The following is a 24,727-nucleotide window of genomic DNA, read 5'->3' on the forward strand; positions in this document are numbered from 1 at the left end:
GATGGACATGGCCGTTGAAGCCGGTGTCATCCGGCAGCATCTGATCGACCCGGAAATCTGCATCCGCTGCAACACCTGCGAAGCCACGTGCCCGGTGAATGCCATCACGCACGACGACAACAACTATGTCGTCCGGGCGGATGTCTGCAACGGCTGCATGGCCTGTATCTCGCCTTGCCCCACCGGCTCCATCGACAACTGGCGCAACATGCCCCTGCAACGGGCCTACTCCATCGAGGAGCAACTCGGCTGGGAGGAATTGCCGCCCGAACTGAGCGCGGAGGAGCTCGAGGCCGCCGGAGTGATGGATGCCGGCAGCGGCATCGATGCGGCGACGAAGGTCGAGGTCGAGCCCGTTGTGACGCCCGGCGAGGCGCCGTTCATGTCGACGAGCTATGGTGCGACCACGCCGCCGTGGTCCGCCGCCCATGCCTACACCAACCTCTATGCGCCGAAGCGGCCGGTGAGGGCGACCGTGACCGGCAACTTCAACTGCACCGAAGCCGGCTTCGAGAGCGAGACCCATCATGTCGTGCTGGATTTTGGCGCGATGCCATTTCCGGTGCTGGAAGGGCAATCGATCGGCATCGTGCCGCCCGGCACCGACGCGCTGGGCAAGGCGCACCACCCGCGCCAGTACTCGATCGCCAGTCCGCGCAACGGCGAGCGCCCGGGGTACAACAACGTTTCATTGACCGTCAAGCGCGTGACGCAGGACCATCAGGGCAACGCGGTCAGGGGCATCGCCTCCAACTACGTCTGCGACCTGAAGGTCGGCGACACGGTGACGGTGGTCGGGCCCTTCGGTTCCACCTTCCTGATGCCGAACCACCCGAAGTCGCACATCGTGATGATTTGCACCGGCACGGGAAGCGCGCCGATGCGTGCCATGACCGAATGGCGACGCCGCCTGCGCAAGAGCGGCAAGTTCGAAGGCGGCAAGCTGATGCTCTTCTTCGGCGCACGAAGCCAGCAGGAACTGCCTTACTTCGGACCGCTGCAGACGCTGCCCAAGGACTTCATCGACATCAACCTGGCCTTCTCCCGCATTCCGGGCCAGCCGCGGCGCTATGTGCAAGACGCGATGCGCGAGCGTGCTGCCGACCTGGCCGCGCTGCTGGCCGACGGCAATACGCACTTCTACGTGTGCGGCCTGAAAAGCATGGAGGAGGGTGTGGTGCTGGCGCTGCGTGACGTGGCCACCGGCGCCGGCCTCGACTGGGACACCGTGGGGGCGGCGCTGAAGAAGGAGGGTCGGCTGCACCTGGAGACGTACTGAAACGGTGCGTCAAGGTGTCAGGCCGCGCCCGACGACTGCGAGGTCGACCACCAGCATCACCAGCAGCGACGCGCCGACCAGCGGGAAAGCGACGCCGCCAACCGCCAGCAGTGCCGCGACGCCGTAAAGTGTGCGGCGGTCCGCAGGCGCGGGCGGGACGCCCAGGCTGCCGGCGGGGCGGCGCTTCCACCACATCACCGCAGCGCTCATGCACAGCAGCACGATGCCCAGGCACGCGAGTACCAGCACGATCTTGTTCGGCACGCCGAACTCCTGCCCCAGGTGCACGTTGATGCCCCATTCCAGCCAGCGACCCAGCGGGCCGTAGTCGGCGTAGCGCATGTCGACCAGCGGCCGGCCGCTGTACCGGTCGAGGTGGATCACCCGCTGGCGCGCGAGGTCGTCGGGGTAGACCGAGGCGGTGTAGACGTCCGTGGGGCCGCGGGGCGGCGCCAGCGTGTAGCCGGAGCCGATGCCCAGCCGCTCGACAATGGCTGCGGCCGCGTCGATGCCGATGTCCGGCGCAGGCGAAGCCTGCGGCATCGACTGCGGCAAGCGCGCCTGCGCGAGCGACCAGGCGGTCGGCTCCTCTTCGTTCAGGCGCTGGGTCGACATGGGCACATCGACGCGCACCCCTGACGGATAGCCGAAGTTCGTGCCATTGGCCCAGCGGTTGACCTGGGCGCCCCACAGCACCGACCAGGGCATGCCGGTCAAGGCGAGAAACACGAGCGCGGCGCCAACCAAGATCCCGGTCACCGCATGCAGATCGCGCCAGAAGACCCGTTGGCGCGGCTTGCCGCGCACGGTCAGCACACCGCCCGGCTGCAACCGGCGCCCGCGCGGCCACCACAGGTAGATGCCAGTGGCGATCAGCAACACCGCCCAGCCTGCAGCCATCTCGATGGCCCCGCGCGCGATGGTGCCGAAGTACTTCAGGCTGTGCAGCCGCCGTATCGTCCATGCGACCGAGCCGCCGTCGGCGATGCTGCCCAGTACCCGGCCGTCGTGGGGATCGACATAGACGGACACGCGCGCGCCCGACCGCGTGACGACGCCGACCTCGGCCGATGCCCCTGCCTGCGCGGCTGGTGTGTACTTGAACCATTCGCCCGGATTCGCCGCCAGCGCGGCGGCCACGATCTCACCCGGCGTCTGTGCCGCGCCGTTTGCGGCCGGCACGGTCTTCAGCGCGCGATGAAAGAAGCCATCGATCTCGTTCTTGAACACAAAAAGGCCGCCGGTGACCGAGAGCCACACCAGGAAGGGCAGTACGAGCAGGCCGGCGTAGAAATGCCAGCGCCAGACGGCGCGGTAGAAGCGCGCCGATGGTTGTGCCGGCGTCGGCGTGGCTGAGGTGGTCGCCATCATCAGAATTTCCAGCTCGCACTGGCATAGACGCCGCGTCCATCGCCCGCCGAGAAGCCCGAGGAGCCGCTGTCGTACCAGGCGTAGACGTACTTGCGGTTGGTCACGTTCTTCACCTGCAGGTTCAGATCCACCGTCGGCGAAAGCCGGTAGGTCGCGCCCAGGTTGAGCAGCGTGTACTGGCCGAATCGCCCCAGCGTGTTGGTGCGCTCCACGTAATAGGCGCCCTGGCCGTTGGCCCAGGCCGACAGCTTGAGTTTTTCGGCCGCTTGGTAGTCGAGGCCGGCGGACCAGAGGTAGTGCGGCACGTTTTCGATCTCGCGCCCCAGCGTGGCGGGTGCGCTCGGGTCGGGCTCAGTGACGCGTGCCACCTGGTGGGAGTAGGCCGCCCAGGCCGTCAGCCGGGCGCTCGGGTGGGCATTCAGCTGGAGGTCGAAGCCCTTGCGCAGCGTCTTGCCGATGTTGCCCAGGCCACCCGGATCGGCCACGCCGTTGACGCCGAGCACACGCGCCACCTCGCCGGAGGCGCGTTGCTCCCAGTAGGCCACGCGGCCGTCGAGCCACGCGGCGGGGCTGAACTTCAGGCCCGCCTCCCAGCCATCGTTGAGCGACGGCGCCAGGTTGCGTGCCTGCGTGCGGTAGGCGTCGATGCCCGTGCCGATCTGGAACGTACGCCCCCAGTTGCCGTACACGGTGGCCGCGGGCGCCAGCGTGTAGGCGACGCTGAGCTTGGGCTGGCGGATCAGTCCATAGTCGTAGACCGGCGACGTGGTGCCGGTCAACTGGTCGGTGAAGTGTCCACCGACGTGGTCGATGCGCAGCGCCGGGACGATCTTGAGCGCCTCGGTCGGCCGGATCACGGCCTGGACATAGGCGCCCTGGGTGTCGAGATCGAAATCCCAGGCGCGGAACTGCGAGGTCCGCACGCGATCGACCGTGCGGTAGCGCTGCGCGGCATTGTCCTGCCACTGCGCATCCACGCCGCCCTCCAGCGTGAATTCATGGGCCCAGTCGACCTTCGGGCGCCAGGTGAGGGTGCTGGAGGCTCCGCGCTGCGTCTCGTCGTTGTCGCGCTCCTGCTGCAGGCCGGCCGCCGAGAATCGCACGAAGCGCTGATTTTCATAGCGGTTGAAGTACGCGCGGGTCGACCACGACAGCGCGTCGGTCAGCTGGCCATCGAGGTAGGCGCTCAGCTGGCGTGTCTCTCGTTCGCTGCGGTCGGCCTGCGCGTACGACGGAGAACTGCGCGGCGACTGGGTGGCTTCGGCAAAGGTCTGGTAGCCCGATTCCAGCGCCTTGTTGCGGTAGTAGCGCGCGATCACACCCGTGCGCCAGCGGCCGTCGTCGCTGGTGTAGAACCACTTGCCCGCAAAGTTGATCTTGCGGGCATCGGCGTGGTCGCGGTAGCCGTCGGAGTCGCGCCAGCCGAGAAAGTAGTTCTGGCTCCAGTTGCCGTTTTCGATGCCCTTGGCGATCTGCGTTTCCCGGGTGCCGAAGCTGCCCAGCGTGACGCTGGCACGTCCGTCGTTGCCGCCGATGCGCGTGCGCACGTCCACGTTGCCCGCGATGTTGTTCAAACCGTAGCGCGGATCGTTGGTCCCGCGCACGATCTCGATGCTTTCGATGTCCAGCGGCGACACGGCGTCCAGAAAGGGCATGCCACCCGCGTTGTCGTTGCTGGGAATGCCGTCGATCAGCAGCTTGACCGCGTTGACCCGGCCCTCGCCGTTGAAACCTCGGAACGAGAAGCGGCCGGCGTCCGTGCCTTGCCGGAATGGCGTGACCTGCACGCCGGGCGCGCGCGAGAACAGCTCCCAGCTGAAGTCGACGTGCTGGTCTTCGAGCAGGCTGGCGCCCAGCAGATCGACTGAGCTGAAGACGTTACGCGCCGACAGCGCACCGGTGGCGGTGGCGCGCACGTCGACCGTGCTCAGCGTGCCGAGCGTGAGTGCGGGATCGTCGCGGTTCGCGACGGACGATTGCGCCGCGACCGGCACGGCGAAAGGCAGCGCCAGCGCCAGGGTGAGCACAGGCGCTGGGGGGCGAAAGAAACGGGACATGAAGCAAACTCCGCGGCCGTGCACGCACGGCCGCAACGAGCGCTGCATCCGTTGCCGGGCGCAAGGGCCGGTGCGGGATGCGACGCTCGTGAACTGAGGACAGACCCGATGACGCGCGCAAACGCGCACCGCCGGGCGATGAAAAAATCAGTTCAGGAGCGTGCAGGTGGCCCGCGCGCGGGCAACGGCGCCTGGGTGGCGGCCGCAATACGAGCCGAAGGGATCGACTGCACCGCGTGCGCGAGCGGCAGCGGCGTGGGCAGGTGCAGCGCGCCGACGATGGGTGGCGGCGCACCTGTTGTCGTGCACAGCGGGCAGTCCATGGCCGTGCGGCCGGGGTCCTGCGTGCCTTCGTCGGTGTGGACGATCAACTTGATCATGCCGGCGGCCGAGCAGACCATCTCCATCGACTGCGGATGGACGACGGGGCCGGCGATGGCCACGCCCAGCGACAGCACGAACCACGCGAGCACCAGACGGTGCAGGAGGTGAACGTGGCGCAGGGCGTGCATGGGACGTGGATTATCACGTCGAAAGCGCTGGGCCTAGGACGTGGGCGGCAGCCGCACCTGAGAGATCCCGCCCAGGAACAGATCGGCAACGATCGGCCCCATGGCCGCATGGTCGAGTTCGCCGTCGGGCTTCATCCAGGTGAACATCCAGTTGATCATGCCGAACAGCAGCATGGTCAAGGGCTTGGACAGGTGCGTGCTGGGCTGGCCGGCGCGCATCTCGGTGACGGCCTCGGCAAAACCCGCGACCACGTGGCGCTCCTTGGCCAGCACGCGTTCGCGGTCTTCGGCCTCCAGGAACTTCACGTCCTCGGTGAGCACCCGGTGCGCGTTCTGCGCGTCTGCATACTCTTCGACGATCCGGTTGATCAGGTGGCGCAGCCGCGCCTCCCCATGCAGCGCGAGCGCCTGCTCGTCGTCGATCAACGCTGCCAGCCGCGAGACATGCCCGTCGGCGATGCTCACCAGCAGGCTGTATTTGTCCCGGTAGTAGTGGTAGAGCGTGGCTTTGGACAGGCTGCACGCTTCGGCCACCTGGTTCATGGACGTCGACGGATAGCCGTACCGGGCGAAGAGCGTGGCCGCCTGCCTGAGGATCATGTCCCTCTGTTCCTCGTAGTTCGAAGCTCTTCCGCGTGCCATTCAGTCAGTTCCCTGGTTGTGTCGAGGCACGTATCTTGCCCGAGCGGCCTGCGACTCAGGAGCGCCGCGTCGCAATCAGCGAGCGCACCGGGGTGCTCTGCACGCGGGGTCGCCCGGCCTCGACCTGCGCGAGCGGCGCCACTTCCCGGAGGCTCTCCAGGCAGCGCAGGCTCAGCGCCTGGTAGGTGAGGGTCCCTTCGCGTTTCCATGCGATTTCCTCGTCGCTGAGTTCGCGCTTGACCTTGGCCGGCAATCCGGCGGCCAGGCTGCGCGGCGGCACCTTCATGCCGGCGGGCACGAATGCACAGGCCGCCACGAAGGACTGGGCGCCGATCTCGGCCTCGTCCATCACCACTGCATTCATGCCGACGAGCGCGTCGCGCCGCACGATGCAGCCATGCAACACGGCCCCATGGCCGATGTGGCCGTCCTCCTCGACCACCGTGTCCTGCAGCGGAAAGCCATGCATGACGCAGGTGTCCTGCACGTTGGCGCCAGCGTGCAACACGATGCGCCCGAAGTCGCCGCGCAGGCACGCGTTCGGCCCGACGTAGCACCGCGGGCCGACGATCACGTCGCCGATCAGCACGGCGGTGGGATGCACATACGCCGACGGGTCGACGACCGGCACGACGCCTTCGATGGAATAGCAGGGCATGTCTGGTTTCCTGTTGTGGGTGTGCGGTGGGAATGCGGTTGAAGCGACGTGCCTGCTCAGGGTTTGCACCAGCACCAAACACCTTGCATCGCCGCGAAAGCCCATCTTAAAATCTACCGAACGGTCGGTCAATAGTAATAATCGGCCGTTGCCCCTCGCCGCCCCCCCAAAAAAAAAGAGGACCCGATGACCGAGCCCCTGATCCTTGTCCGCCAGTCGGCTGCCGTGCGCGAACTGACGCTGAACCGCCCGACGGCGATCAACAGCTTCACGACGGCCATGCATGCCGAATTGCGGACGGCGCTCGATGTGGCTGCTGGCGACAGCGCGGTGCGCTGCGTGGTGATTTCGGGGGCAGGGCGCGGCTTTTGCGCCGGGCAGGACCTGAGCGACCCGTCGGCCGCACCAGGCCAGGACCTGGGCGCTTTGATCCGCACGCACTACGCGCCTCTGGTCGCGCGCATCCGGTCGATGCCGGTGCCGGTGATCGCATCGGTCCACGGCGTGGCCGCCGGGGCGGGCGCCAACCTGGCGCTGTGCTGCGACCTGGTGGTCGCCGCGCGCTCGGCGAGCTTCATCCAGGCCTTCTCCAAGATCGGGCTGGTGCCCGACACCGGCGGAACGTGGCTGCTGCCGCGGCTGGTCGGTTCGGCGCGCGCGATGGGACTGGCGCTGCTGGGCGACCGCATTCCAGGCGAACAGGCCGCGCAGATGGGAATGATCTGGCAGTGCGTGGACGACGATGCGCTGGCCGGCACCGTCGCCGCACTCGCGGCACGGCTGGCCGCCATGCCGACGCGCGCCCTGGTCGCCACGCGCCATGCGATGGCCATCGCGCAGGGGCTCGATGTGCGCGCGGCGCTCGACGCCGAAGCCACGCTCCAGACGGCCCTGGGCGGTGCCCATGACTACCTCGAAGGCGTCGACGCGTTTCGCAGCAAGCGTGCGCCGCAGTTCAGCGACCGCTGAAGCGCCGAAAAGGATGCCCACGATGACCGATCTCTCGCCCCAGGACATGGCCGAGCACGTGCGCGACGGCATGTTGCGCCGCGACCGCATGACGCGCAGCTTCGGCATGCAGGTGCTCGACATTGCGCCTGGGCGCGCCACGCTCCACATGCGGGTGCGCGAGGACATGCTCAACGGACACGACACTTGCCACGGCGGCGTGATCTCCACGCTGGCGGACTCGGCCTTTGCATTCGCGTGCAATTCGCACGGCGAGCTCACGGTGGCTTCGGCCTTCACGATCGACTTCCTGGCCCCGGCTCGCGTGGACGATCTGCTCACGGCGCACAGCCACGAAGTGTCCAAGGCAGGCCGCACCGGCGTGTACGACACCGAAGTCACGAACCAGCGCGGCGAGCGCATCGCGGTGTTCCGCGGCCGCTCGCACACCGCCAAGGGCCGGCCGGCAGTGCCGGCGGCCTGACGCCGCGCGCGGCATCCACGCAACCCGAACCTGCCCCCTCCAGGAACGCTCCATGCCCGTCCAGAGACCCGCCCCCGGCGACCTGTCGCCCATCGAAACCGCCAGCCGCGACGAGATCACGGCGCTGCAGCTCGCCCGCATGCAGGCCACGCTGCAACACGCCTACGACCATGTGCCGCACTACCGCAAATCCTTCGATGCCAAGGGCGTCAAGCCGGGCGACCTGCGGCAACTGAGCGACCTCGCCAAGTTCCCGTTCACGGTCAAGACCGACCTGCGCGACAACTACCCCTTCGGCATGTTCGCGGTCCCGCGCGAGCAGGTGGCCCGCATCCACGCGTCATCTGGCACCACCGGCAAGCCGACGGTGGTGGGCTACACGCGGCAGGACATCGACACCTGGGCCGAGCTGGTGGCGCGTTCGATCCGTGCGGCAGGCGGCCGGCCGGGCGACATGATCCACGTGGCCTACGGCTACGGTCTCTTCACCGGCGGCCTCGGTGCGCACTACGGCGCCGAGCGGGCCGGCTGCACGGTGATCCCGATGTCGGGCGGGCAGACCGAAAAGCAGGTGCAGCTCATCCGCGACTTCAAGCCCTCGCTCATCATGGTCACGCCCAGCTACATGCAGGTGATCATCGAGGAGTTCACGCGCCAGGGTCTGGACGCACGCGACAGCGCGCTGAAGGTCGGCATCTTCGGCGCCGAACCCTGGACCGAGGCCATGCGCCACGACATCGAGGCCAAGGCCGGACTGGACGCGGTGGACATCTACGGCCTGTCCGAAGTGATGGGCCCGGGCGTGGCCAGCGAATGCATCGAGAGCAAGGACGGCCCGGTGATCTGGGAAGACCATTTCTATCCGGAGATCGTCGACCCCGAGACCGGCGAGCTGGTGCCCGACGGCGAGGAGGGCGAGCTGGTCTTCACCTCGCTCACCAAGGAAGCGATGCCCATCGTCCGCTACCGCACGCGCGACCTCACGCGGCTGCTGCCGCCCACCTCGCGCGCCTTCCGGCGCATGGGAAAGATCGTCGGCCGCAGCGACGACATGATGATCATCCGGGGCGTCAATGTGTTTCCCACGCAGGTCGAGGAGATCGTGCTGGCGCACCAGCAGCTGTCCGGCCTGTACCAGCTGCATGTGAGTCGCGACGGCCTGCTCGACCAGGTCGAGGTGCACTGCGAGTTGCAGCCCGCCGCGGGCCGCATCAATGAGGCCGACCGCAGTGCCATCGCACAGTGGGTGCAGCACCGCGTGAAGACGCTGGTGGGCATTTCCACGCAGGTGCGGGTGTTCGACCCGGATTCCATCGAACGCACCCAGACCGGCAAGGCCCGGCGCGTGGTCGACACGCGCCTGCGCTGAGCTGGCGCATCCGAATCAACGCATTGAGCAGGAGCACACATGTACACACAAGCGATGGACACGATGGGCAAGGACGGCGCCGACGCCGTGGACAGGAAGAAGGCGGTCCGCTCGGCCGAAGAAATGCGGCTCGAGGAGCGCTTCGACGCGCACATCGATGCCGGTGACTTCATCGAGGCCAAGGACTGGATGCCGGACCATTACCGCAAGACGCTGGTGCGACAGATCAGCCAGCATGCACATTCCGAGATCGTCGGCATGCTGCCCGAGGGCAACTGGATCAGCCGCGCCCCCACCTTGAAGCGCAAGGCCATCCTGCTGGCCAAGGTGCAGGACGAGGGTGGCCACGGCCTCTACCTGTACGCCGCGGCCGAGACGCTTGGCACCTCGCGCGACCAGCTGTTCGACGCGCTGCACACCGGCCGCGCCAAGTACAGCTCGATCTTCAACTACCCGACGCTGACCTGGGCCGACATGGGCACCATCGGCTGGCTGGTGGACGGCGCGGCCATCATGAACCAGGTGCCGATCTGCCGCTGTTCGTACGCGCCGTATGCGCGCGCCATGATCCGCATCTGCCGCGAGGAGAGCTTTCACCAGCGCCAGGGCTACGAGTCCCTTCTCACGATGATGACCGAGGGCACCGCCGCGCAGAAGGCGATGGTGCAGGACGCGGTCGACCGCTGGTGGTGGCCCTCGATCATGATGTTCGGGCCGCCCGACGACCAGTCGCCCAACAGCGCGCAGTCGATGCGCTGGGGCATCAAGCGCGTCAGCAACGACGAACTGCGACAGAAGTTCATCGACGCCACGGTCGAGCAGGCCCGCATCCTGGGCGTGACGCTGCCCGACCCGGACCTGAAATGGAACGAGGCACGCCAGTCGCACGACTTCGGCACCATCGACTGGAGCGAATTCTGGCGCGTGGTCGGCGGTGACGGCCCCTGCAACCGCGAGCGGCTGCAGGCGCGTGTCGACGCCTGGGAAGACGGCGCCTGGGTGCGCGAAGCCGCGTTGGCACACGCCCGCAAGCAACCCATGAAGGAGGCGGCATGAGCACCGACATGCAGCAAGACAAGCCGCAATCGCAGCAGGAATGGCCGCTGTGGGAAGTGTTCGTGCGCAGCAAGGCGGGCCTGGACCACAAGCATTGCGGCAGCCTGCATGCGGCCGACCCGAAGATGGCGATCCAGCTGGCCCGCGACGTCTACACACGGCGCCAGGAGGGCAGCAGCATCTGGGTCGTGCGTTCGGACCAGATCGTCGCCAGCGACCCGGGCGACAAGGCGATGTACTTCGATCCCGCGGAAGACAAGGTGTACCGGCATCCGACCTTCTATGCATTGCCCAAGTCGGTCGACCACATGTGAGGAGCGACATGCAAGCCTCTATCGAACTGAACCGAACGGCGGACGTGCAGTACCTGCTGCGCATCGGCGACACCTGCCTGATCCTGGCGCAGCGGCTGGGCGAATGGTGCGGCCACGCGCCGGTGCTCGAAGAAGACATCGCCATGGCCAACATCGCGCTCGATCTGGTCGGCCAGGCCCGCGCGCTGCTGACCCATGCGGGCCACCTCGAAGGCCTGGCGCATGACGAAGACCAGTTGGCGTTCCTGCGCAATGAGTGCGACTACCTGAACCTCACGCTGGTCGAGCTGCCGCGCGGCGACTTCGCCTTCAGCGTTCTGCGCAACGCGATGGTCGCGACCTGGTTGAAGCTGCTCTGGGCGCGTCTGGCCACGTCGAGCGACGCCGAACTGGCCGCCATTGCAGGCAAGGCGCTCAAGGAAGCGCGCTACCACCAGCAGCATTCGGGCGACTGGGTGGTGCGCCTGGGCGACGGCACCGCCGAATCGCGGCGCCGCATGCAGGCCGCGCTCGACAGTGCCTGGCGCTATGTGCCGGAACTCTTCGACACCGATGCGGCCGACCGCGAGGCCGCCGCGAGCGGGCTTGGCCCCCTGTGGTCTGAGCTGGAGGCGCCGTGGCACGAAGAGATGCGGTCGATCCTCGGCGAAGCCACGCTGGCCGTGCCCGCTGCGTCGGCTTTCCGCAGCGATGGCAAGCGCGGCCGGCACAGCGAGCACATGGGCTTCATCCTCACCGACATGCAGTACCTGCAGCGCGCCTTTCCCGGAGGCGTGTGGTGAGCGAACTGCTGGCCGAAGACACGCGCGCGGCCCGCGTCCACGCGGCCTGGGCGGTGCTCGACACCGTGCTCGACCCTGAAGTGCCCGCCGTGTCGGTGCGCGAACTGGGCATCGTTCGCGACGTGGTGGACCGCGACGACGCGCTGGAGATCGTGCTCACGCCGACCTACTCGGGTTGTCCGGCCACGGAAGTCATCGCGCACGACGTGCAGTCGGCACTCGTGGCCGCAGGGCTGGGGCCGGTGACGATCAGCCTGCGCCGTGCCCCGGCCTGGACCACCGACTGGATCACCGCCGAGGGTCGGCAGAAGCTGGCTGCCTACGGCATTGCGCCGCCGCATGGGGTCGCTGCGGGCGAAGCGGTGCCCGTGCGTTTCTTCGGGCGCAGTCTTGCGCCCGCACTGGCCTGCCCCCGTTGCGGCAGCACCCACACCGAACGGCTTTCGGCCTTCGGTTCCACGGCCTGCAAGGCGCTTCACCGCTGCCTTGCATGCAAGGAACCGTTCGAGCACTTCAAACCTCTTTGACTCCGCCCATCGAGAAGGCCCCATGAGCGTCCTCTTTCATCCGCTGCGCGTACGCGCCGTCGAGCCCGACACCCAGGAAGCCGTCATCGTTTCCTTCGACGTACCGCCCGAACTGCGCGACGCCTTCGCCTTCACCCAGGGCCAATACCTCACGCTGCGCGGCGATGTCGACGGCCAGGACCTGCGGCGCTCGTATTCGATCTGCGCGGGCGTGGACGACGGCGAGCTGCGCGTCGGTGTGCGCAAGGTGCGCGGCGGTGTGTTCTCCAACTGGGTCAACGCGCAGCTCAAGCCCGGCGATACGGTGAATGTGATGGCGCCGCAGGGCCGCTTCTTCGTGCCGCTCGACCCAGCGTCCAGGCGCCACCACGTCGGCATTGCGGGGGGCAGCGGCATCACGCCGATCCTGTCGATCATGAAGACCGTGCTGGCGCGCGAACCGTTGAGCCGCTTCACGCTGATCTATGGCAACCGGCTGCTGCAGTCCACGATGTTCAAGGAGGAAATCGAGGACCTCAAGAACCGCTACATGACGCGTCTGGTGCTGCAGCACGTGTTCTCCGACGAACACACCGACGCGCCGCTCAACCGGGGCGTGATGAACCGCGAGAAGATCGGCGAGTTCCTCGCCAGCGTGGTGCCTGCCGGCGCGATCGACCACGTGTTCGTCTGCGGCCCCTTCCAGATGAACGACGAGGCCGAGGCGGCGCTGCTGGCCGCGGGCGTGCCGCAGGAGCGCATTCACATCGAGCGCTTCGGCGTGGCGCTGCCTGCGGGCGCAGCGGTGGCAGCGGGCACACCCGTGGGCGGTGCGATGCTGCACGAGGCCCAGCCCGGCGACGCGGAGCAGGCGCGCATCGTCATCGTGCGCGACGGCCTGCAGCGCGAGATTTCCTTTCGCAAGGGTCAGCCGAGCATCCTGGATGCGGCCTCTGCCGCCGGGCTCGAGGTGCCTTACTCCTGCACCTCGGGCGTGTGCGGTACCTGCCGTGCCAAGGTGGTCGAGGGCCAGGTGCGCATGGAGCGCAACTTCGCACTCGACAAGAAGGAAGTGGCCGACGGTTTCGTGCTCACCTGCCAGGCGCATCCGCTGACCGAGCGCGTGGTGCTGTCCTTTGACGATCGCTGAGTTCCCTGTGCGCGGGTCGCCCGCCTTTTTCGAACCGTGACAACCCTGACTCACTACAACGGAGACAAAAGAAATGACATTCCTGAAACCCCTGCTGCTCGCCGGCCTCGTTGCCGTGGCCCTGTCTGCCCATGCCGATATCAACGTCGGCGTGACCTTGTCGGCCACCGGGCCCGCGGCGTCACTGGGCATTCCCGAGAAGAACACGATCGCGCTGATGCCCAAGACCATCGGTGGCCAGAAGATCAACTACATCGTGCTCGACGACGCGTCGGACACCACGGCCGCAGTGGCCAACACGCGCAAGCTGATCGCCGAGAGCAAGGTCGACATCGTGCTGGGCTCCACGGTCACGCCCAACTCGCTCGCCATGATCGACGTGGCGGCCGAGGCCCAGACGCCGATGATCTCCATGGCCGCCTCGGCGCGGATCGTCGAGCCGATGGACGCCAAGCGCAAGTGGGTTTTCAAGACGCCGCAGAACGACATCATGATGTCTCTCGCCATTGCCGAGCACATGGCCTCGTCGGGGGTGAAGACGGTCGGCTTCATCGGATTTTCCGACGCGTACGGTGAAGGCTGGTTCCAGGAATTCACCAAGGCCGCGCAGCTCAAGGGCCTGACGGTGGTCGCCAACGAGCGCTACGGCCGCGCCGACACCTCGGTCACCGGCCAGACGCTCAAGCTCATTTCGGCCAAGCCTGACGCGGTGCTGGTCGCGGGTTCGGGCACGCCAGCCGCGTTGCCGCAGAAGGCGCTCAAGGAGCGTGGCTACGCCGGCAAGATGTACCAGACGCACGGCGTGGCCAATGCCGACTTCCTGCGCGTGGGCGGCAAAGACGTCGAAGGCACTTTCCTGCCAGCCGGCCCGGTCCTCGTGGCCGACCAGTTGCCCGCCAGCAACCCGGTGCGCAAGGCGGCGCAAGCCTATGTCGCGGCTTACGAGGCGGCCTACGGCAAGGGTTCGGTGTCGACCTTCGGCGCGCACGCGTGGGACGCCGGGCTGCTCATGACGACGGCGATCCCGGTGGCGCTGAAGAAGGCGCAACCTGGCACGCCCGAGTTCCGCGCGGCACTGCGCGATGCGCTCGAACAGTTGAAGGAAGTGCCGGGCGCGCACGGCATCTTCACGCTGTCGCCCACCGACCACCTGGGTCTGGACCAGCGCGCACGCGTGATGGTCCGTATCGAGAACGGCGCCTGGAAGTACGTTCCTTGAGCTCGCCGCAATTTCGCGCACCTTGGGTTCCCGGCCGCTGGCCTTCTTGAAAGTTTCCATCCATGGATGTCCAGATCGCGCTGCTGCTGGCGCAGGACGGCCTCGTCAACGGTGCGGTCTACGGCCTCATGGCCGTGGCCCTGGTGCTCGTGTTCTCGGTGACACGGGTCATCTTCATTCCGCAAGGCGAGTTCGTCGCGTTCGGCGCACTCTCGATGGTCGCGTTGCAGGCCGGCCGCGTGCCGCCGACGCTGTGGCTGCTGTTGGCCCTGGCTGCCGCCGTGCTGGTGGTCGAGGCCTGGCGCTGGAAGCGGGGCGCGACGGTCGACTGGGTATCTGCGTTGGTCTGGTGCGTGGCGCTGCCCCTGGTCGCCGCGGCGATGGTGCTGGCCTGGCGGCCGGCGTCCTTGGCAGGGCAGGCGGCTGCGACGCTGGTCCTCATCACCCCGCTCGGGCCCTTGCTGTACCGCCTGGCTTTTCGGCCCCTGGCCCAGGCCACGGTGCTCATGCTGCTGATCGTCTCGGTCGCGCTGCATGGCGTGCTGGTCGGGCTGGGCCTGCTGTTCTTCGGGGCCGAGGGCTCCCGCACGCCGGCGTTTTCCGATGCGCGTTTCGAGGTGGGCGGCTTGCAGGTCACGGGCCAGTCGCTGGTGGTGGTGGGCGTGACGCTGGCACTGGTCGCGCTGCTCTTCGTGTTCTTCGGCCGCTCGATGATCGGCAAGGCATTGCGGGCCACGGCGATGAACCGGGTGGGTGCGCGGCTCATGGGCATTCCGACCGAGCTTTCGGGTGACCTGAGCTTTGCGCTGGCCGCACTGATCGGCGCGGTGTCGGGGTTGCTGGTCGCGCCGCTGACCACGGTGTACTACGACACGGGCTTCCTCATCGGCCTCAAGGGCTTCGTTGCCGCCATCGTCGGCGGCCTGGCCAGTTATCCGATGGCGCTGCTGGGTGCGCTTCTGGTCGGGCAGCTCGAATCTTTTTCGTCGTTCTGGGCGAGTGCTTTCAAGGAGGTGCTGGTGTTCACGCTGATCATTCCGGTGTTGTGGTGGCGGTCGCTGCGCAGCCACCATGTGGAGGACGAGGAATGAGCGCCGTTCCGACGCCACCGGCGAGCGAAGCTGTGTCCCCGACGCCCGCGGCGCACGGTTTGGTTTCGCGCCGCCATGCCACGGTCGCGGCCGTCGCGCTGCTGGCCGTTGCCTGGGGCTTCCTGCCGGAATTCACCGTGGTGGTGGCCACCTACATCGGGCTCTATTCGCTGGTCGCAGCCGGGCTGGTCATGCTCACCGGCATCGGCGGCATGACCTCGTTCGGCCAGGCCGCCTTCGTGGGCTTAGGCGCCTATGCCACCGCGTGGGTCTGCACATCGCCGGTGGCGGTGGCCGCACTGGGCGGCATCGTCGGCCTGCAGGGCCTGCCGTGGGTGGGCCTGGCGCTGGGGCTGGTGTTGACCTTCGCGGTGGCCTGGACGCTGGGCGCGGTCACGGTCAAGCTGCAGGGCCACTACCTTCCGTTGTGCACCATCGCCTGGGGCTTGAGCCTCTACTACCTGTTCGGCAACATGGACTTCCTGGGCGGCCAGACTGGTATCACCGGTGTACCGCCGCTGGTGGTGGCCGGCGTGTCGCTGGCTTCGCCTCGGGCGTTGGGCGCGGTGGTGTGGGCGGTGCTGTTGCTGGCGTTGTGGTTGCTGCACAACCTGCTCGATTCGCGCGAAGGCCGCGCCATCCGGGCGTTGAAGGGCGGCCGCGTGATGGCCGAATCGATGGGCGTGGACACGGCGCGCTACCGGGTCAAGCTCTTCGTGCTCGCGGCACTGCTGGCGGCGATCTCGGGCTGGCTCTATGCCCACATGCAGCGCTTTGTGAACCCGACGCCGTTCAACCTGAACATCGGCATCGAGTACCTGTTCATGGCGGTGGTCGGCGGCGCCGGTCACCTCTGGGGCGCGGTGCTGGGCGCCACCGTCATCACGCTGTTGAAGGAAAAGCTGCAGGACGTGCTGCCCGGCCTGCTGGGCAGCAGCGGCAACTTCGAGGTCATCGTCTTCGGCCTGCTGATGCTGCTGGTGCTGCAACGCTTTGCCGATGGTCTGTGGCCGACGCTGGCACGGGTGGGACGGCGAGTGTTCAGGAACGAACCGCCGCGCGTGGTTGCACAGGCCGCCACCCTCGCGCAGCGCACGCTGCCGGCGGCCGGTACCGTGGTGCTCGAAGCCAGGCAGGTGACCAAGCGCTTTGGCGGCCTGGTCGCCAACAACGCCGTCGACATGCACCTGCGCGCCGGCGAGATTCATGCGCTGATCGGGCCGAACGGTGCGGGCAAGAGCACCTTCTTCAACATGATCTCGGGTGTGGACGACCCGACCGAGGGTGAGGTCCGGTTCATGGCGCAGGCGATGCACCGTCTGCCGTCGCGCGACTTCGCTGCGGCCGGCCTGGGCCGCACCTTCCAGCATGTGCGGCTGCTGGGTCAACGCAGCGTGACGGAGAACGTCGCGCTCGGGGCGCACCGTCGTGCCCGCCGCGGCTGGGTGGCGTCGATGCTGGGACTCGACCGCGCAGAAGAAGCGGCACTGCGGGCCGAAGCCCATCGGCAGATCGTGCGCTGCGGCCTGGCTGCACTGGCGGATGCGCCTGCGGCGTCGCTGCCGCTCGGTCAGCAGCGCCTGGTCGAGATCGCGCGTGCGCTCGCGGGCCAGCCGGCCGTGCTGCTGCTCGATGAGCCCGCCGCCGGCTTGCGACATCTGGAAAAACAGGCGCTCGCCACCTTGCTGGCGCAACTGCGCGCCGAGGGCCTCGGCATCCTGGTGGTGGAACACGACATGGAGTTCGTCATGAACCTGGCCGATCGCATCACGGTTTTTGAATTCGGCACCGTGATTGCAGCGGGCACACCTGCGCAGGTACAGACCGATCCGCGCGTGCTCGACGCCTATCTGGGAGGCGCCGCATGACGCTGCTGCTGGATCTGCAGGACTTCAGCGTCGCATACGGCAGCGTCGAGGCGGTGCATCGCGTGGGGCTGCAGGTGGCCTCCGGCGAGATCGTCACCGTGATCGGGCCGAACGGCGCGGGCAAGACCACGCTGCTGGGCGCAGCCATGGGGCTGCTGCCGTCCACGGGCACGCTCGCGCTGGACGGAGAGCGCATCGCGCGGCCCAGCGTCGAGGCCATGGTGGCGCGGGGCGTGGCCCTGGTTCCCGAGCGGCGTGAGCTCTTCGGCGAGATGTCGGTGGAAGACAACCTGCTGCTGGGTGGCTTCTACCGCTGGCGCAAAGGCCAGCGCGACCAGAAGGCCCGCATGGCCGAGGTGTTCGAGATCTTTCCGCGTCTGCGGGAGCGCCGCGCCCAGCGTGCGTCGACGCTGTCGGGTGGCGAGCGCCAGATGCTGGCCATCGGACGCGCGCTCATGGCCAGGCCGCGCCTGCTGATGCTGGACGAACCTTCGCTTGGCCTGGCGCCGTTGATCGTGCGCGAGGTGCTGCAGGTGGTGTCGTCGCTGCGCACGCAGGGGGTCTCGGTGCTGCTGGTCGAACAGAACGCGCGTGCTGCCCTTCAGGTGGCCGACCGCGGCTACGTGCTGGAGATGGGGCACGTGGCGCTGCAAGGGCCTGCCGCCGACCTGCTGCATGACCGCCGGATCATCGACACCTACCTGGGCATCGGCAACCGGGATGCAAGGCCCATCACGTCCGCCACACCCAGCCTCCAAGCCGACAACGCCGTCTCTGTTTCTGTTCCTCATATTTGACCGAAGAACCCATTCATGACAACCACGCTCCAAAGCTACATCGCTGGCCAGTGGATCGGACGGGAAGCCGCCCAGCCCTTGCGCAGCGCCATCGACGGCAAGGTGGTCGCCAGCACCCACCGCGAAGCGCTCGACTTCGAACAGGCGTTGCACCACGCACGCAGCGCGGGCCTGCCTGCCTTGCTCGGCATGGACTTCCAGGAGCGTGCGGAACGCCTGAAGGCGCTCGCCAAGTACCTTCAGACGCACAAGGAGCGGCTCTACGCGATGTCTGCCCACACCGGAGCCACGCGTGCGGACGGCTGGATCGACATCGAAGGTGGCGCAGGCACGCTGGCGGCCTATGCCGGCGTGGGCCGCAATGAATTGCCCTCGGGCAACCTCGTACATGAAGGTCCGGTGCAGTCGCTCGGCAAGAAGGGCGGCTTTGCCGGCACCCATATCCTGGTGCCGCGCCACGGCGTGGCGGTGCACATCAACGCCTTCAACTTTCCAGTGTGGGGGCTGCTTGAGAAGTTCGCGCCGAGCTTTCTCGCCGGCATGCCCTGCATCGGCAAGCCGGCGACGGCCACCAGCTACCTGACCGAAGCGGCGGTTCGCCTGATGGTCGAGTCGGGCCTGTTGCCCGACGGCAGCCTGCAACTGGTGATCGGTGGCACGGGCGACCTGCTGGATCGCCTGGACGGCTCCGACGTGGTCACCTTCACCGGCTCGGCCGACACCGCGGCCACGCTGCGCGTGCATCCGAACCTGGTGCGGCATTCGGTGCCGTTCAACGCCGAAGCCGATTCGCTGAACTGCGCCATTCTGGCGCCCGACGTGTCGCCGGACGACGAGGAGTTTGATCTTTTCGTCAAGGAAGTGGCACGCGAGATGACGACCAAGGCCGGGCAGAAGTGCACCGCCATCCGGCGGGCCATCGTGCCGCGCCAGCACCTCGATGCCGTCGCCACCCGGTTGCGGGCGCGGCTTGCCAAGGTGGTCACGGGCGATCCGGCGCGCGAGGACGTGCGCATGGGGGCGCTGGCGTCGCACGCACAGTGCGACGACGTGCAGGCGCGCGTGGCGCAGTTGCTGCAGGGCGCCGAGCAGCTCTACGGGGCTGCCGACGGGTTCGTGCCGGTCGGCGAAGGGGTTTCCGAGGGCGCCTTCTTCGCGCCCACGCTGCTGCTGAGCCGGCAGCCCCTGACGCACGATGCCGTGCACGACGTCGAGGCCTTCGGCCCCGTCAGCACGCTCATGGCGTATGACGGCCTGGACGAAGCCCTGGCGCTGGCTGCGCGCGGGCGCGGCAGCCTGGTCGGCACGCTGGTCACGCGCGATCCGAAGATCGCTGCGCACGTGGTTCCCGTGGCGGCGCGGCTGCACGGGCGCCTGCTGGTGCTCGACCGCGAGGCGGCCGTCGAGTCGACCGGGCACGGCTCGCCGCTGCCACAGCTCAAGCACGGCGGGCCGGGCCGGGCAGGGGGCGGGGAGGAACTGGGCGGCGTTCGCGCGGTCTGGCATTACATGCAACGTACCGCCGTGCAGGGCTCGCCCGCCATGCTGTCGGCCATCACGGGTGAATACGTGCGCGGCGCGCCGCTGCACGAAAGCGAGCTGCATCCGTTTCGCAAGCACTTCGAGGATTTGCGCATCGGCGATTCGCTGCTCACGCACCGACGCACCGTGGCCGAGGCCGATCTGGTGGCCTTCGGCGGTATCTCGGGCGACTATTTCTACATGCACTTCGACGACATCGCGGCCAGGGCGTCGCCGTTCGGCAAGCGCATTGCGCACGGCTACTTCGTGCTGTCGGCTGCGGCGGGGCTCTTCGTCTCGCCGGCGCCGGGCCCGGTGCTGGCCAACTATGGGCTCGACACGCTGCGATTCATCAAGCCGGTCGGCATCGGCGACACGATCCGTGCGCGGTTGACCTGCAAGCGCAAGATCGACCGCAACCGCAGCGATGCCAACGGACAGGGGCAAGGCGTGGTGGCATGGGACGTGACCGTGACCAACCAGGACGATGCGGTGGTGGCAAGCTACGACATCCTGACGCTCGTCGCGAAGAAGCAAGCCGGCACGAGCGACGGCGACCCTGCAATTTCAACAAGTCAAAGGTGATGGCAGTGATCAAGGTGAGCGTGCTCTACCCGCATGCAGACGGGTACCACTTCGACATGGACTACTACGTGAACCGCCACATCGCGATGATTCGCGAACGGCTGGGAAGCGCCTTGCAGAAGGTCGAGATCGACGAAGGCGTGTCCGGCCCGGTGCCGGGCAGTACACCGGCCTTCGTGGCGGCGGTGCACATGTACTTTGCATCGGCCGAGGCGTTCTATGCCGCTTTCACGCCGCATGCACGCGACATCACCAAGGACGTCGCCAACTACACCGGCATCCGTCCGGTCACGCAGATATCGACGGTGCTCGGCAACTGAAGGCGGGCGCTCAGTCGCCCAACTGCAGGAACACGCGGCCGCCCTCGATGCGCACCGGATAGCTGCGCAGGTCGGCGGTGATCGGCGCGCAGGTGCCGCGTCCGTCGCGGACGTCGAACTTGCCCTGGTGCAGCGGGCATTCGATCTCGTAGCCGTCCAGGAAGCCGTCGCACAGCCTTGCGTGGCCGTGGGTACAGGTATTGTCTGTGGCGAAGATGCTGCCGTCGACCTTGTAGAGCGCCAGGTCGCGCCCTTCCACCTGAAAACCGGCGACGTCCTCCGCGGGCACCTCGTCTTCACCGGCCACGTCGGTCCATGGGGTATCGCTCATGTGGGGTGCCTCAGATCGGATAGATGATGGAGTTGGGGATCATTTCGCTGTCGTACACGCACAAGCGCGATGCGAACTTGAGGCCCTGCGGCGTGCGCACGATTACGTCGATGTAGCGGCCGACGTTGAACACGGTCGATGCCTGCGAGAGCTTGGTGCGGAACACGGCGTAGTTCGCTTCGGCTTCGAAGCGGTCGCTGCCCGCAGCCCGCAGCAGCGGGGCGCCGACCACGTGGCGCTGGTAGTACGGGTCGTGGAACAGCGTTTCCCGGATGCCGTACACGCGGTCTTTCAGCATGCCCTTGCTTTCGAAGAACAGGGTGGCGAGCGGGAAGCCGCGCTCATGGTTTTCGCGCGGGATCAGCTTGTAGATGCAGTCCTCGGTGAAGAACTCGGGCCACAGGTCCCAGTCGCCGGAGTCGACGGCCTGGGCATAGTCGGCATAGAGCCGAGCGATCGCAACGTAGTCCTCGAAGCCGATCTGCGGCGCAGCGCCGGGCAAAGCGGGAGTGTGAGTGGGCGTCATGTCGTTCATGCCTCCATCACTTCACGCCAGTACTGGTACATGCCACGTATCAGCGTCTCGGTCACCATGTGGTCGGTGTTGCCGACCTCGCGCCCGCCTAGCTCGGCGAGCGTGCGGTGAAAGGGCTTCTGCTCGAAGCCTTGCTGCGAGAACTCGATGACCTCTCCGTCGTCGGCCGAGACGAAGCCGGCAGGGCCGAACAGGTTGGCCTGGCGCAGGCGGCGCTGGGTCATCTCGGGTGTGTCGTCCTCGAAACCGAAATGCGTCCAGACGAAGTCGAAGTGCCCGTGGCCGTCGGGCTGGATATGGCGCGTGGAGACGCTGTTGACCTGCTGCTGCAGCACGACGCTCGGAAACAGCGTCATCATGACCGCGGTCGGTCCATCCCACCAGGGCTCGGGCACGATGTCGAGAAAGCGCGGGTCGTGCAGTTCCATGCTTTCCTTGAAGCTGGACACCTGGGTCACCTGTTCGGCCTTGCCCGACTGGCCCCGCGTGGAGATCATTGCCGCGTGGCGATGCCTGGCGTCCATCTTCAGCTCGCTCTTGTTGTCCGCACGCCAGAGGCCGAAGGTGACGAACCACGTATGCAGCAGGCCGGGGTGGTAGGGGTCCTTGATGTTCTCCTGCATCAGCTTCCAGTTGCCAGGAATGCGCTGGCGGTTGTAGCCGAGGATGGTGAGCTTGCGGCCGTTGAAGAGACGGTCGAAGTAGCCGAGGATTTCCGGACCCATGAAGTCTTCGAGCGACTCGACGTCGTGGTCGAAGCTGGCGAACACCACGCCGCCGCGCGTGGCGACCTTGAGCTTGTTGAGCCCATGGTCGGCGGTCTTGAAGTCTGCGGGCATGCCGCCGTTGACCTTGCCGTCCTGCTTGACGCCTCGGCGGAAGGGAACGCCCTGCAGGTCGCCTTGCAGCGTGTAGCTCCACTGGTGGTAGGGGCAGACGAATTCCTTGCGATTGCCGTGGCGTTCGCGGCAGAACTGCATGCCGCGGTGGGCGCAGACGTTCTCGACCACGCCGATGTCGCCCTCGGCGTCGCGCACCATCAGGACCGATCGCTCGCCGATGACGGTGCGCTTGTAGTCGCCTGCGTTCGGTATCTCGGCTTCGAGTCCAACGTAGTTCCAGTGCCGGTTGTAGAAGAACCGCTCGAGTTCCTTCCTGTGCTGCGCGGCATCGGTGTAGGCCATGAAGGGAATGCGGCTGGTGCCTTCGGATTCCCAGTGGATCTTCACGGGAAAGGTGGCGAGGGAGGCGGGCATGGGGAAGTCTCCTTTGTGGGTGTTCTCAGGGGCCGGTCGCATAGAACGCATCGGCGTAGATCTGTGGCGGCTTCACGCCCAGCTGCCGCACGAGCAGCGTCGTGGCCTCGACCATGGGCGGCGCACCGCACAGATAGGCACGAAAACCTTCGAGGCTGTGCCAGTCCTGTGCAATCGCCTGGGTGACCAGGCCGCTGCGGCAGTCGGCGGCGTGGCCGGCGGCAAGGACCACGTGCACATGCAGGTCCGGGTGCTGCCGCTGCAGGTCGTGCAGCCAGGCGCGTCCATAAACGTCGCGCTCTGAACGCACACCCAGGTAGAGGTGGATCGGGTTGCGCATGCCCGTGGCGATGGCGCCGCGCACGATCGACAGAATCGGGGCCAGGCCCGTGCCGCCGGCCACGCAGAGCATCGGGCCTTCGTGCTTGCGCCGCAGATAGGCCGAGCCGAGCGGGCCGCTCACGCGGACGGCGTCGCCCACCTTCAGGGTGTCGGCGATGTAGCCCGTGACCTGGCCATCGGCCACCCGTCGCACGTGGAACTCCAGCGTGTCATCCTGCGGCAGCCCGGCCATGGAGTAGGGCCGGATGTGTGCCGGCGTGAACTGCAGCTGGGCGTACTGGCCAGGCGAGAAGTCCAGCGGCTTGGCCGGCTTCAGGCTTAGGCGCTTGATGTCGTGGTTCTGGTCCTCGATGGCCACCACGGTCGCCTTGATGATCCGCGCGGTGTGCACCACCACCTCGTCGGGTTCGGGAATCTCGACGATGCAGGGCGCGGTGACAAAGGTCTGGCAGGCGAGGACGTAGCCCTCGTCGTCCGCGAGGGCGGGCCGGTGCGCAGGGCTTTCGATGAGCCGGCAGCGGCAGGTGCCACAGCGCCCAGCCAGGCAGCTGTACGACACGGGCACGTCGTTGGCGCGCAGGGCTTCGAGCAGATTGACGCCTGGTTCAACGCTCATGGTGCGCTGCAGGGGATGCACGACGATGTCCATTTTGTTCTGCTTGTCTCGTTGTCTTTCGTGGGCCGGGCCGGTGACCGTCAAGGGTCCTGCGGCTGATTCCGGCATGCATCGTCGGTGCCGGGAGATAATCAGTCAATGCAATGAGATCAATGCGCTTAATCACTGAAATCAATAGTGAAATAAGCGTGCAATGGAGGATGGATGGAACTCGAGGACATCGACCTGAACCTGCTGGTGGTCTTCAACCAGCTGTTGAAGGAGCGCAAGGTTTCCAAGGTCGCCGAGAACCTCGGGCTGGGCCAGCCTGCGGTGAGCAACGCGTTGGCCCGCTTGCGAAAGCTCTTTGGCGACGAACTCTTCCTGCGCACGTCCAGCGGCATGCAGCCCACGCCGTTTGCGGACCAGCTTGCCGAGTCGATCGGCTATGCGCTGGGAATGATCCATGGTGCCGTCAACGCGCGCAGTTCGTTCGATCCGGCAACCAGCAAGCGCAGCTTCACCATCGGCATGACCGACATCGGCGAGATCTACTTCCTGCCGCAGTTGATGCAGCGTATCCAGGTGGTCGCGCCCGCGGTGTCGATCAGCACGGTGCGCAATACCGCCGTCAACCTCAGGGATGCGATGGAGGCGGGGCAGGTGGATCTTGCCATCGGGTTGTTGCCGCAGTTGAAGGCGGGCTTCTTTCAAAGGCGCTTGTTCGCCCAGCGCTATGTCTGCCTTTTCAGAGCCGGGCACGCGCTCGACAAGAAGCGGATCACGCAGGCCGACTTCTATGCGGCCGAGCATGTGGCCGTGGTGTCAGCCGGTACCGGCCACGGGCAGGTCGACGAGATCCTCGACAACGCCTCACCGCAGCGCCGCGTCAAGCTCAAGGTGCCGCATTTCGTGGCGATCGGGCACATTCTCCAGCGCACGGAACTGATCGCCACGGTGCCCGAACGGCTGGCCGAGCGCATGGCCCAGCCCTTTGGCTTGCGTCACGTGCTGCATCCGGTGAAATTGCCGCAGATCGCGATCAACCTCTTCTGGCATGCCAAGTACCAGAAGGACCCGGCCAGCCAGTGGTTGCGTGGCCTGATCGTCGAACTCCATGCCGATGCGCTGTGACGAGC

25 protein-coding genes are annotated in these 24,727 nt (G+C 67.1%); 16 read left to right on the forward strand and 9 right to left on the reverse strand.

Annotated elements, in window-relative coordinates; translation table 11 throughout:
• The first annotated feature begins 1 nt into the window (after position 1).
• Positions 2-1,279, forward strand: a complete 1,278-nt coding sequence (boxA, locus tag J2W36_RS04465; RefSeq protein ID WP_307688478.1) for a benzoyl-CoA 2,3-epoxidase subunit BoxA — start codon at positions 2-4, stop codon at positions 1,277-1,279.
• 9 nt (positions 1,280-1,288) lie between these two features.
• Here boxA and J2W36_RS04470 read toward each other — a convergent pair whose 3' ends face one another.
• The 5 genes from J2W36_RS04470 to J2W36_RS04490 all read right to left on the reverse strand — a co-directional run bounded on the left by J2W36_RS04470 (position 1,289) and on the right by J2W36_RS04490 (position 6,519).
• Complete coding sequence (locus tag J2W36_RS04470; protein WP_370869271.1) at positions 1,289-2,647, reverse strand: PepSY-associated TM helix domain-containing protein; 1,359 nt, start codon at positions 2,645-2,647, stop codon at positions 1,289-1,291.
• A gap of 2 nt (positions 2,648-2,649) precedes the next feature.
• Positions 2,650-4,707 (reverse strand): TonB-dependent receptor, encoded by a 2,058-nt coding sequence (locus J2W36_RS04475; protein ID WP_307688480.1) that lies wholly within the window; start codon positions 4,705-4,707, stop codon positions 2,650-2,652.
• Between the two features lie 152 nt (positions 4,708-4,859).
• Positions 4,860-5,219 carry a DUF2946 family protein gene (locus tag J2W36_RS04480; RefSeq protein WP_307688481.1) on the reverse strand — a complete coding sequence of 120 codons (360 nt, stop codon included), beginning with the start codon at positions 5,217-5,219 and terminating at the stop codon, positions 4,860-4,862.
• Positions 5,220-5,252: 33 nt separating this feature from the next.
• Positions 5,253-5,861, reverse strand: coding sequence for a TetR/AcrR family transcriptional regulator (locus J2W36_RS04485; RefSeq protein ID WP_307688482.1), 609 nt, complete (start codon positions 5,859-5,861; stop codon positions 5,253-5,255).
• Between the two features lie 55 nt (positions 5,862-5,916).
• Entirely contained in the window at positions 5,917-6,519 is a 603-nt protein-coding gene (locus J2W36_RS04490) for a phenylacetic acid degradation protein PaaY (RefSeq protein WP_307688483.1), read from the reverse strand.
• Between the two features lie 186 nt (positions 6,520-6,705).
• Between J2W36_RS04490 and J2W36_RS04495 the strand changes: the two genes are divergently transcribed.
• The 14 genes from J2W36_RS04495 (at position 6,706) to J2W36_RS04560 (ending at position 20,529) form a co-directional block, all read left to right on the forward strand.
• Positions 6,706-7,488 carry an enoyl-CoA hydratase-related protein gene (locus J2W36_RS04495; RefSeq protein WP_307688484.1) on the forward strand — a complete coding sequence of 261 codons (783 nt, stop codon included), beginning with the start codon at positions 6,706-6,708 and terminating at the stop codon, positions 7,486-7,488.
• A gap of 22 nt (positions 7,489-7,510) precedes the next feature.
• On the forward strand, positions 7,511-7,951 hold the full coding sequence (gene paaI / locus J2W36_RS04500; RefSeq protein ID WP_307688485.1) for a hydroxyphenylacetyl-CoA thioesterase PaaI: 441 nt from the start codon (positions 7,511-7,513) through the stop codon (positions 7,949-7,951).
• A gap of 52 nt (positions 7,952-8,003) precedes the next feature.
• Positions 8,004-9,320 (forward strand): phenylacetate--CoA ligase PaaK, encoded by a 1,317-nt coding sequence (gene paaK, locus J2W36_RS04505; protein ID WP_307688486.1) that lies wholly within the window; start codon positions 8,004-8,006, stop codon positions 9,318-9,320.
• A 39-nt stretch (positions 9,321-9,359) separates the two neighbouring features.
• Positions 9,360-10,376: a 1,2-phenylacetyl-CoA epoxidase subunit PaaA gene (paaA, locus tag J2W36_RS04510; RefSeq protein WP_307688487.1), complete on the forward strand. Its 1,017-nt coding sequence runs from the start codon at positions 9,360-9,362 to the stop codon at positions 10,374-10,376.
• Positions 10,373-10,690, forward strand: a complete 318-nt coding sequence (gene paaB / locus J2W36_RS04515; protein WP_307688488.1) for a 1,2-phenylacetyl-CoA epoxidase subunit PaaB — start codon at positions 10,373-10,375, stop codon at positions 10,688-10,690. The genes paaA and paaB overlap by 4 nt, the downstream gene beginning before the upstream one ends.
• A gap of 8 nt (positions 10,691-10,698) precedes the next feature.
• Positions 10,699-11,472 (forward strand): 1,2-phenylacetyl-CoA epoxidase subunit PaaC, encoded by a 774-nt coding sequence (gene paaC / locus J2W36_RS04520; protein WP_307688489.1) that lies wholly within the window; start codon positions 10,699-10,701, stop codon positions 11,470-11,472.
• Entirely contained in the window at positions 11,469-11,999 is a 531-nt protein-coding gene (gene paaD / locus J2W36_RS04525; RefSeq protein WP_370869255.1) for a 1,2-phenylacetyl-CoA epoxidase subunit PaaD, read from the forward strand. Before paaC ends, paaD begins: the two co-directional genes overlap by 4 nt.
• Before the next feature lie 22 nt (positions 12,000-12,021).
• Entirely contained in the window at positions 12,022-13,128 is a 1,107-nt protein-coding gene (gene paaE / locus J2W36_RS04530) for a 1,2-phenylacetyl-CoA epoxidase subunit PaaE (RefSeq protein ID WP_307688491.1), read from the forward strand.
• A 73-nt stretch (positions 13,129-13,201) separates the two neighbouring features.
• Positions 13,202-14,347: an ABC transporter substrate-binding protein gene (locus J2W36_RS04535; RefSeq protein WP_307688492.1), complete on the forward strand. Its 1,146-nt coding sequence runs from the start codon at positions 13,202-13,204 to the stop codon at positions 14,345-14,347.
• Between the two features lie 62 nt (positions 14,348-14,409).
• The gene (locus tag J2W36_RS04540) at positions 14,410-15,438 is read left to right on the forward strand and encodes a branched-chain amino acid ABC transporter permease (protein ID WP_307688493.1); all 1,029 of its coding nucleotides are present in this window, start codon (positions 14,410-14,412) and stop codon (positions 15,436-15,438) included.
• Positions 15,435-17,306 carry a branched-chain amino acid ABC transporter ATP-binding protein/permease gene (locus J2W36_RS04545; RefSeq protein ID WP_307688494.1) on the forward strand — a complete coding sequence of 624 codons (1,872 nt, stop codon included), beginning with the start codon at positions 15,435-15,437 and terminating at the stop codon, positions 17,304-17,306. Before J2W36_RS04540 ends, J2W36_RS04545 begins: the two co-directional genes overlap by 4 nt.
• Positions 17,303-18,103, forward strand: a complete 801-nt coding sequence (locus J2W36_RS04550) for an ABC transporter ATP-binding protein (RefSeq protein WP_307688495.1) — start codon at positions 17,303-17,305, stop codon at positions 18,101-18,103. Before J2W36_RS04545 ends, J2W36_RS04550 begins: the two co-directional genes overlap by 4 nt.
• A 15-nt stretch (positions 18,104-18,118) precedes the next feature.
• On the forward strand, positions 18,119-20,209 hold the full coding sequence (gene paaZ / locus J2W36_RS04555; RefSeq protein ID WP_307688496.1) for a phenylacetic acid degradation bifunctional protein PaaZ: 2,091 nt from the start codon (positions 18,119-18,121) through the stop codon (positions 20,207-20,209).
• The gene (locus J2W36_RS04560; RefSeq protein ID WP_307688497.1) at positions 20,209-20,529 is read left to right on the forward strand and encodes an EthD family reductase; all 321 of its coding nucleotides are present in this window, start codon (positions 20,209-20,211) and stop codon (positions 20,527-20,529) included. Before paaZ ends, J2W36_RS04560 begins: the two co-directional genes overlap by 1 nt.
• 10 nt (positions 20,530-20,539) lie before the next feature.
• On the opposite strand, the gene J2W36_RS04565 is transcribed toward J2W36_RS04560, so the two are convergent.
• From J2W36_RS04565 to J2W36_RS04580, 4 genes are read right to left on the reverse strand one after another with little or no spacing between them, the layout of a single operon-like run.
• Complete coding sequence (locus tag J2W36_RS04565; RefSeq protein ID WP_307688498.1) at positions 20,540-20,860, reverse strand: non-heme iron oxygenase ferredoxin subunit; 321 nt, start codon at positions 20,858-20,860, stop codon at positions 20,540-20,542.
• Between the two features lie 10 nt (positions 20,861-20,870).
• Entirely contained in the window at positions 20,871-21,386 is a 516-nt protein-coding gene (locus J2W36_RS04570; protein WP_307688499.1) for an aromatic-ring-hydroxylating dioxygenase subunit beta, read from the reverse strand.
• 5 nt (positions 21,387-21,391) lie between these two features.
• Complete coding sequence (locus J2W36_RS04575) at positions 21,392-22,651, reverse strand: aromatic ring-hydroxylating dioxygenase subunit alpha (RefSeq protein WP_307688500.1); 1,260 nt, start codon at positions 22,649-22,651, stop codon at positions 21,392-21,394.
• A gap of 25 nt (positions 22,652-22,676) precedes the next feature.
• Positions 22,677-23,642 carry a 2Fe-2S iron-sulfur cluster-binding protein gene (locus tag J2W36_RS04580; RefSeq protein ID WP_307688501.1) on the reverse strand — a complete coding sequence of 322 codons (966 nt, stop codon included), beginning with the start codon at positions 23,640-23,642 and terminating at the stop codon, positions 22,677-22,679.
• Positions 23,643-23,813: 171 nt separating this feature from the next.
• Here J2W36_RS04580 and J2W36_RS04585 point away from each other — a divergent pair, with 171 nt between their 5' ends.
• The gene (locus tag J2W36_RS04585) at positions 23,814-24,722 is read left to right on the forward strand and encodes a LysR family transcriptional regulator (RefSeq protein WP_307688502.1); all 909 of its coding nucleotides are present in this window, start codon (positions 23,814-23,816) and stop codon (positions 24,720-24,722) included.
• Positions 24,723-24,727: the final 5 nt, after the last annotated feature.

It is taken from the genome of Variovorax ginsengisoli (assembly GCF_030811835.1).
GTDB lineage: Bacteria > Pseudomonadota > Gammaproteobacteria > Burkholderiales > Burkholderiaceae_C > Variovorax > Variovorax ginsengisoli_C.

What these genes read in the sequence shown, in the direction of transcription:
- J2W36_RS04535 (WP_307688492.1), top strand. Translation starts at nt 13,202, where the DNA reads ATGACATTCCTGAAACCCCTGCTGCTCGCCGGCCTCGTTGCCGTGGCC.
- J2W36_RS04565 (WP_307688498.1), bottom strand. Translation starts at nt 20,860, where the DNA reads ATGAGCGATACCCCATGGACCGACGTGGCCGGTGAAGACGAGGTGCCC.
- J2W36_RS04570 (WP_307688499.1), bottom strand. Translation starts at nt 21,386, where the DNA reads ATGACGCCCACTCACACTCCCGCTTTGCCCGGCGCTGCGCCGCAGATC.
- J2W36_RS04540 (WP_307688493.1), top strand. Translation starts at nt 14,410, where the DNA reads ATGGATGTCCAGATCGCGCTGCTGCTGGCGCAGGACGGCCTCGTCAAC.
- paaA (WP_307688487.1), top strand. Translation starts at nt 9,360, where the DNA reads ATGTACACACAAGCGATGGACACGATGGGCAAGGACGGCGCCGACGCC.
- paaB (WP_307688488.1), top strand. Translation starts at nt 10,373, where the DNA reads ATGAGCACCGACATGCAGCAAGACAAGCCGCAATCGCAGCAGGAATGG.
- paaI (WP_307688485.1), top strand. Translation starts at nt 7,511, where the DNA reads ATGACCGATCTCTCGCCCCAGGACATGGCCGAGCACGTGCGCGACGGC.
- paaZ (WP_307688496.1), top strand. Translation starts at nt 18,119, where the DNA reads ATGACAACCACGCTCCAAAGCTACATCGCTGGCCAGTGGATCGGACGG.
- J2W36_RS04480 (WP_307688481.1), bottom strand. Translation starts at nt 5,219, where the DNA reads ATGCACGCCCTGCGCCACGTTCACCTCCTGCACCGTCTGGTGCTCGCG.
- boxA (WP_307688478.1), top strand. Translation starts at nt 2, where the DNA reads ATGGACATGGCCGTTGAAGCCGGTGTCATCCGGCAGCATCTGATCGAC.
- J2W36_RS04545 (WP_307688494.1), top strand. Translation starts at nt 15,435, where the DNA reads ATGAGCGCCGTTCCGACGCCACCGGCGAGCGAAGCTGTGTCCCCGACG.
- J2W36_RS04575 (WP_307688500.1), bottom strand. Translation starts at nt 22,651, where the DNA reads ATGCCCGCCTCCCTCGCCACCTTTCCCGTGAAGATCCACTGGGAATCC.
- J2W36_RS04485 (WP_307688482.1), bottom strand. Translation starts at nt 5,861, where the DNA reads ATGGCACGCGGAAGAGCTTCGAACTACGAGGAACAGAGGGACATGATC.
- J2W36_RS04585 (WP_307688502.1), top strand. Translation starts at nt 23,814, where the DNA reads ATGGAACTCGAGGACATCGACCTGAACCTGCTGGTGGTCTTCAACCAG.
- J2W36_RS04490 (WP_307688483.1), bottom strand. Translation starts at nt 6,519, where the DNA reads ATGCCCTGCTATTCCATCGAAGGCGTCGTGCCGGTCGTCGACCCGTCG.
- J2W36_RS04550 (WP_307688495.1), top strand. Translation starts at nt 17,303, where the DNA reads ATGACGCTGCTGCTGGATCTGCAGGACTTCAGCGTCGCATACGGCAGC.
- J2W36_RS04560 (WP_307688497.1), top strand. Translation starts at nt 20,209, where the DNA reads ATGGCAGTGATCAAGGTGAGCGTGCTCTACCCGCATGCAGACGGGTAC.
- paaC (WP_307688489.1), top strand. Translation starts at nt 10,699, where the DNA reads ATGCAAGCCTCTATCGAACTGAACCGAACGGCGGACGTGCAGTACCTG.
- J2W36_RS04495 (WP_307688484.1), top strand. Translation starts at nt 6,706, where the DNA reads ATGACCGAGCCCCTGATCCTTGTCCGCCAGTCGGCTGCCGTGCGCGAA.
- J2W36_RS04475 (WP_307688480.1), bottom strand. Translation starts at nt 4,707, where the DNA reads ATGTCCCGTTTCTTTCGCCCCCCAGCGCCTGTGCTCACCCTGGCGCTG.
- paaK (WP_307688486.1), top strand. Translation starts at nt 8,004, where the DNA reads ATGCCCGTCCAGAGACCCGCCCCCGGCGACCTGTCGCCCATCGAAACC.
- J2W36_RS04580 (WP_307688501.1), bottom strand. Translation starts at nt 23,642, where the DNA reads ATGGACATCGTCGTGCATCCCCTGCAGCGCACCATGAGCGTTGAACCA.
- J2W36_RS04470 (WP_370869271.1), bottom strand. Translation starts at nt 2,647, where the DNA reads ATGGCGACCACCTCAGCCACGCCGACGCCGGCACAACCATCGGCGCGC.
- paaE (WP_307688491.1), top strand. Translation starts at nt 12,022, where the DNA reads ATGAGCGTCCTCTTTCATCCGCTGCGCGTACGCGCCGTCGAGCCCGAC.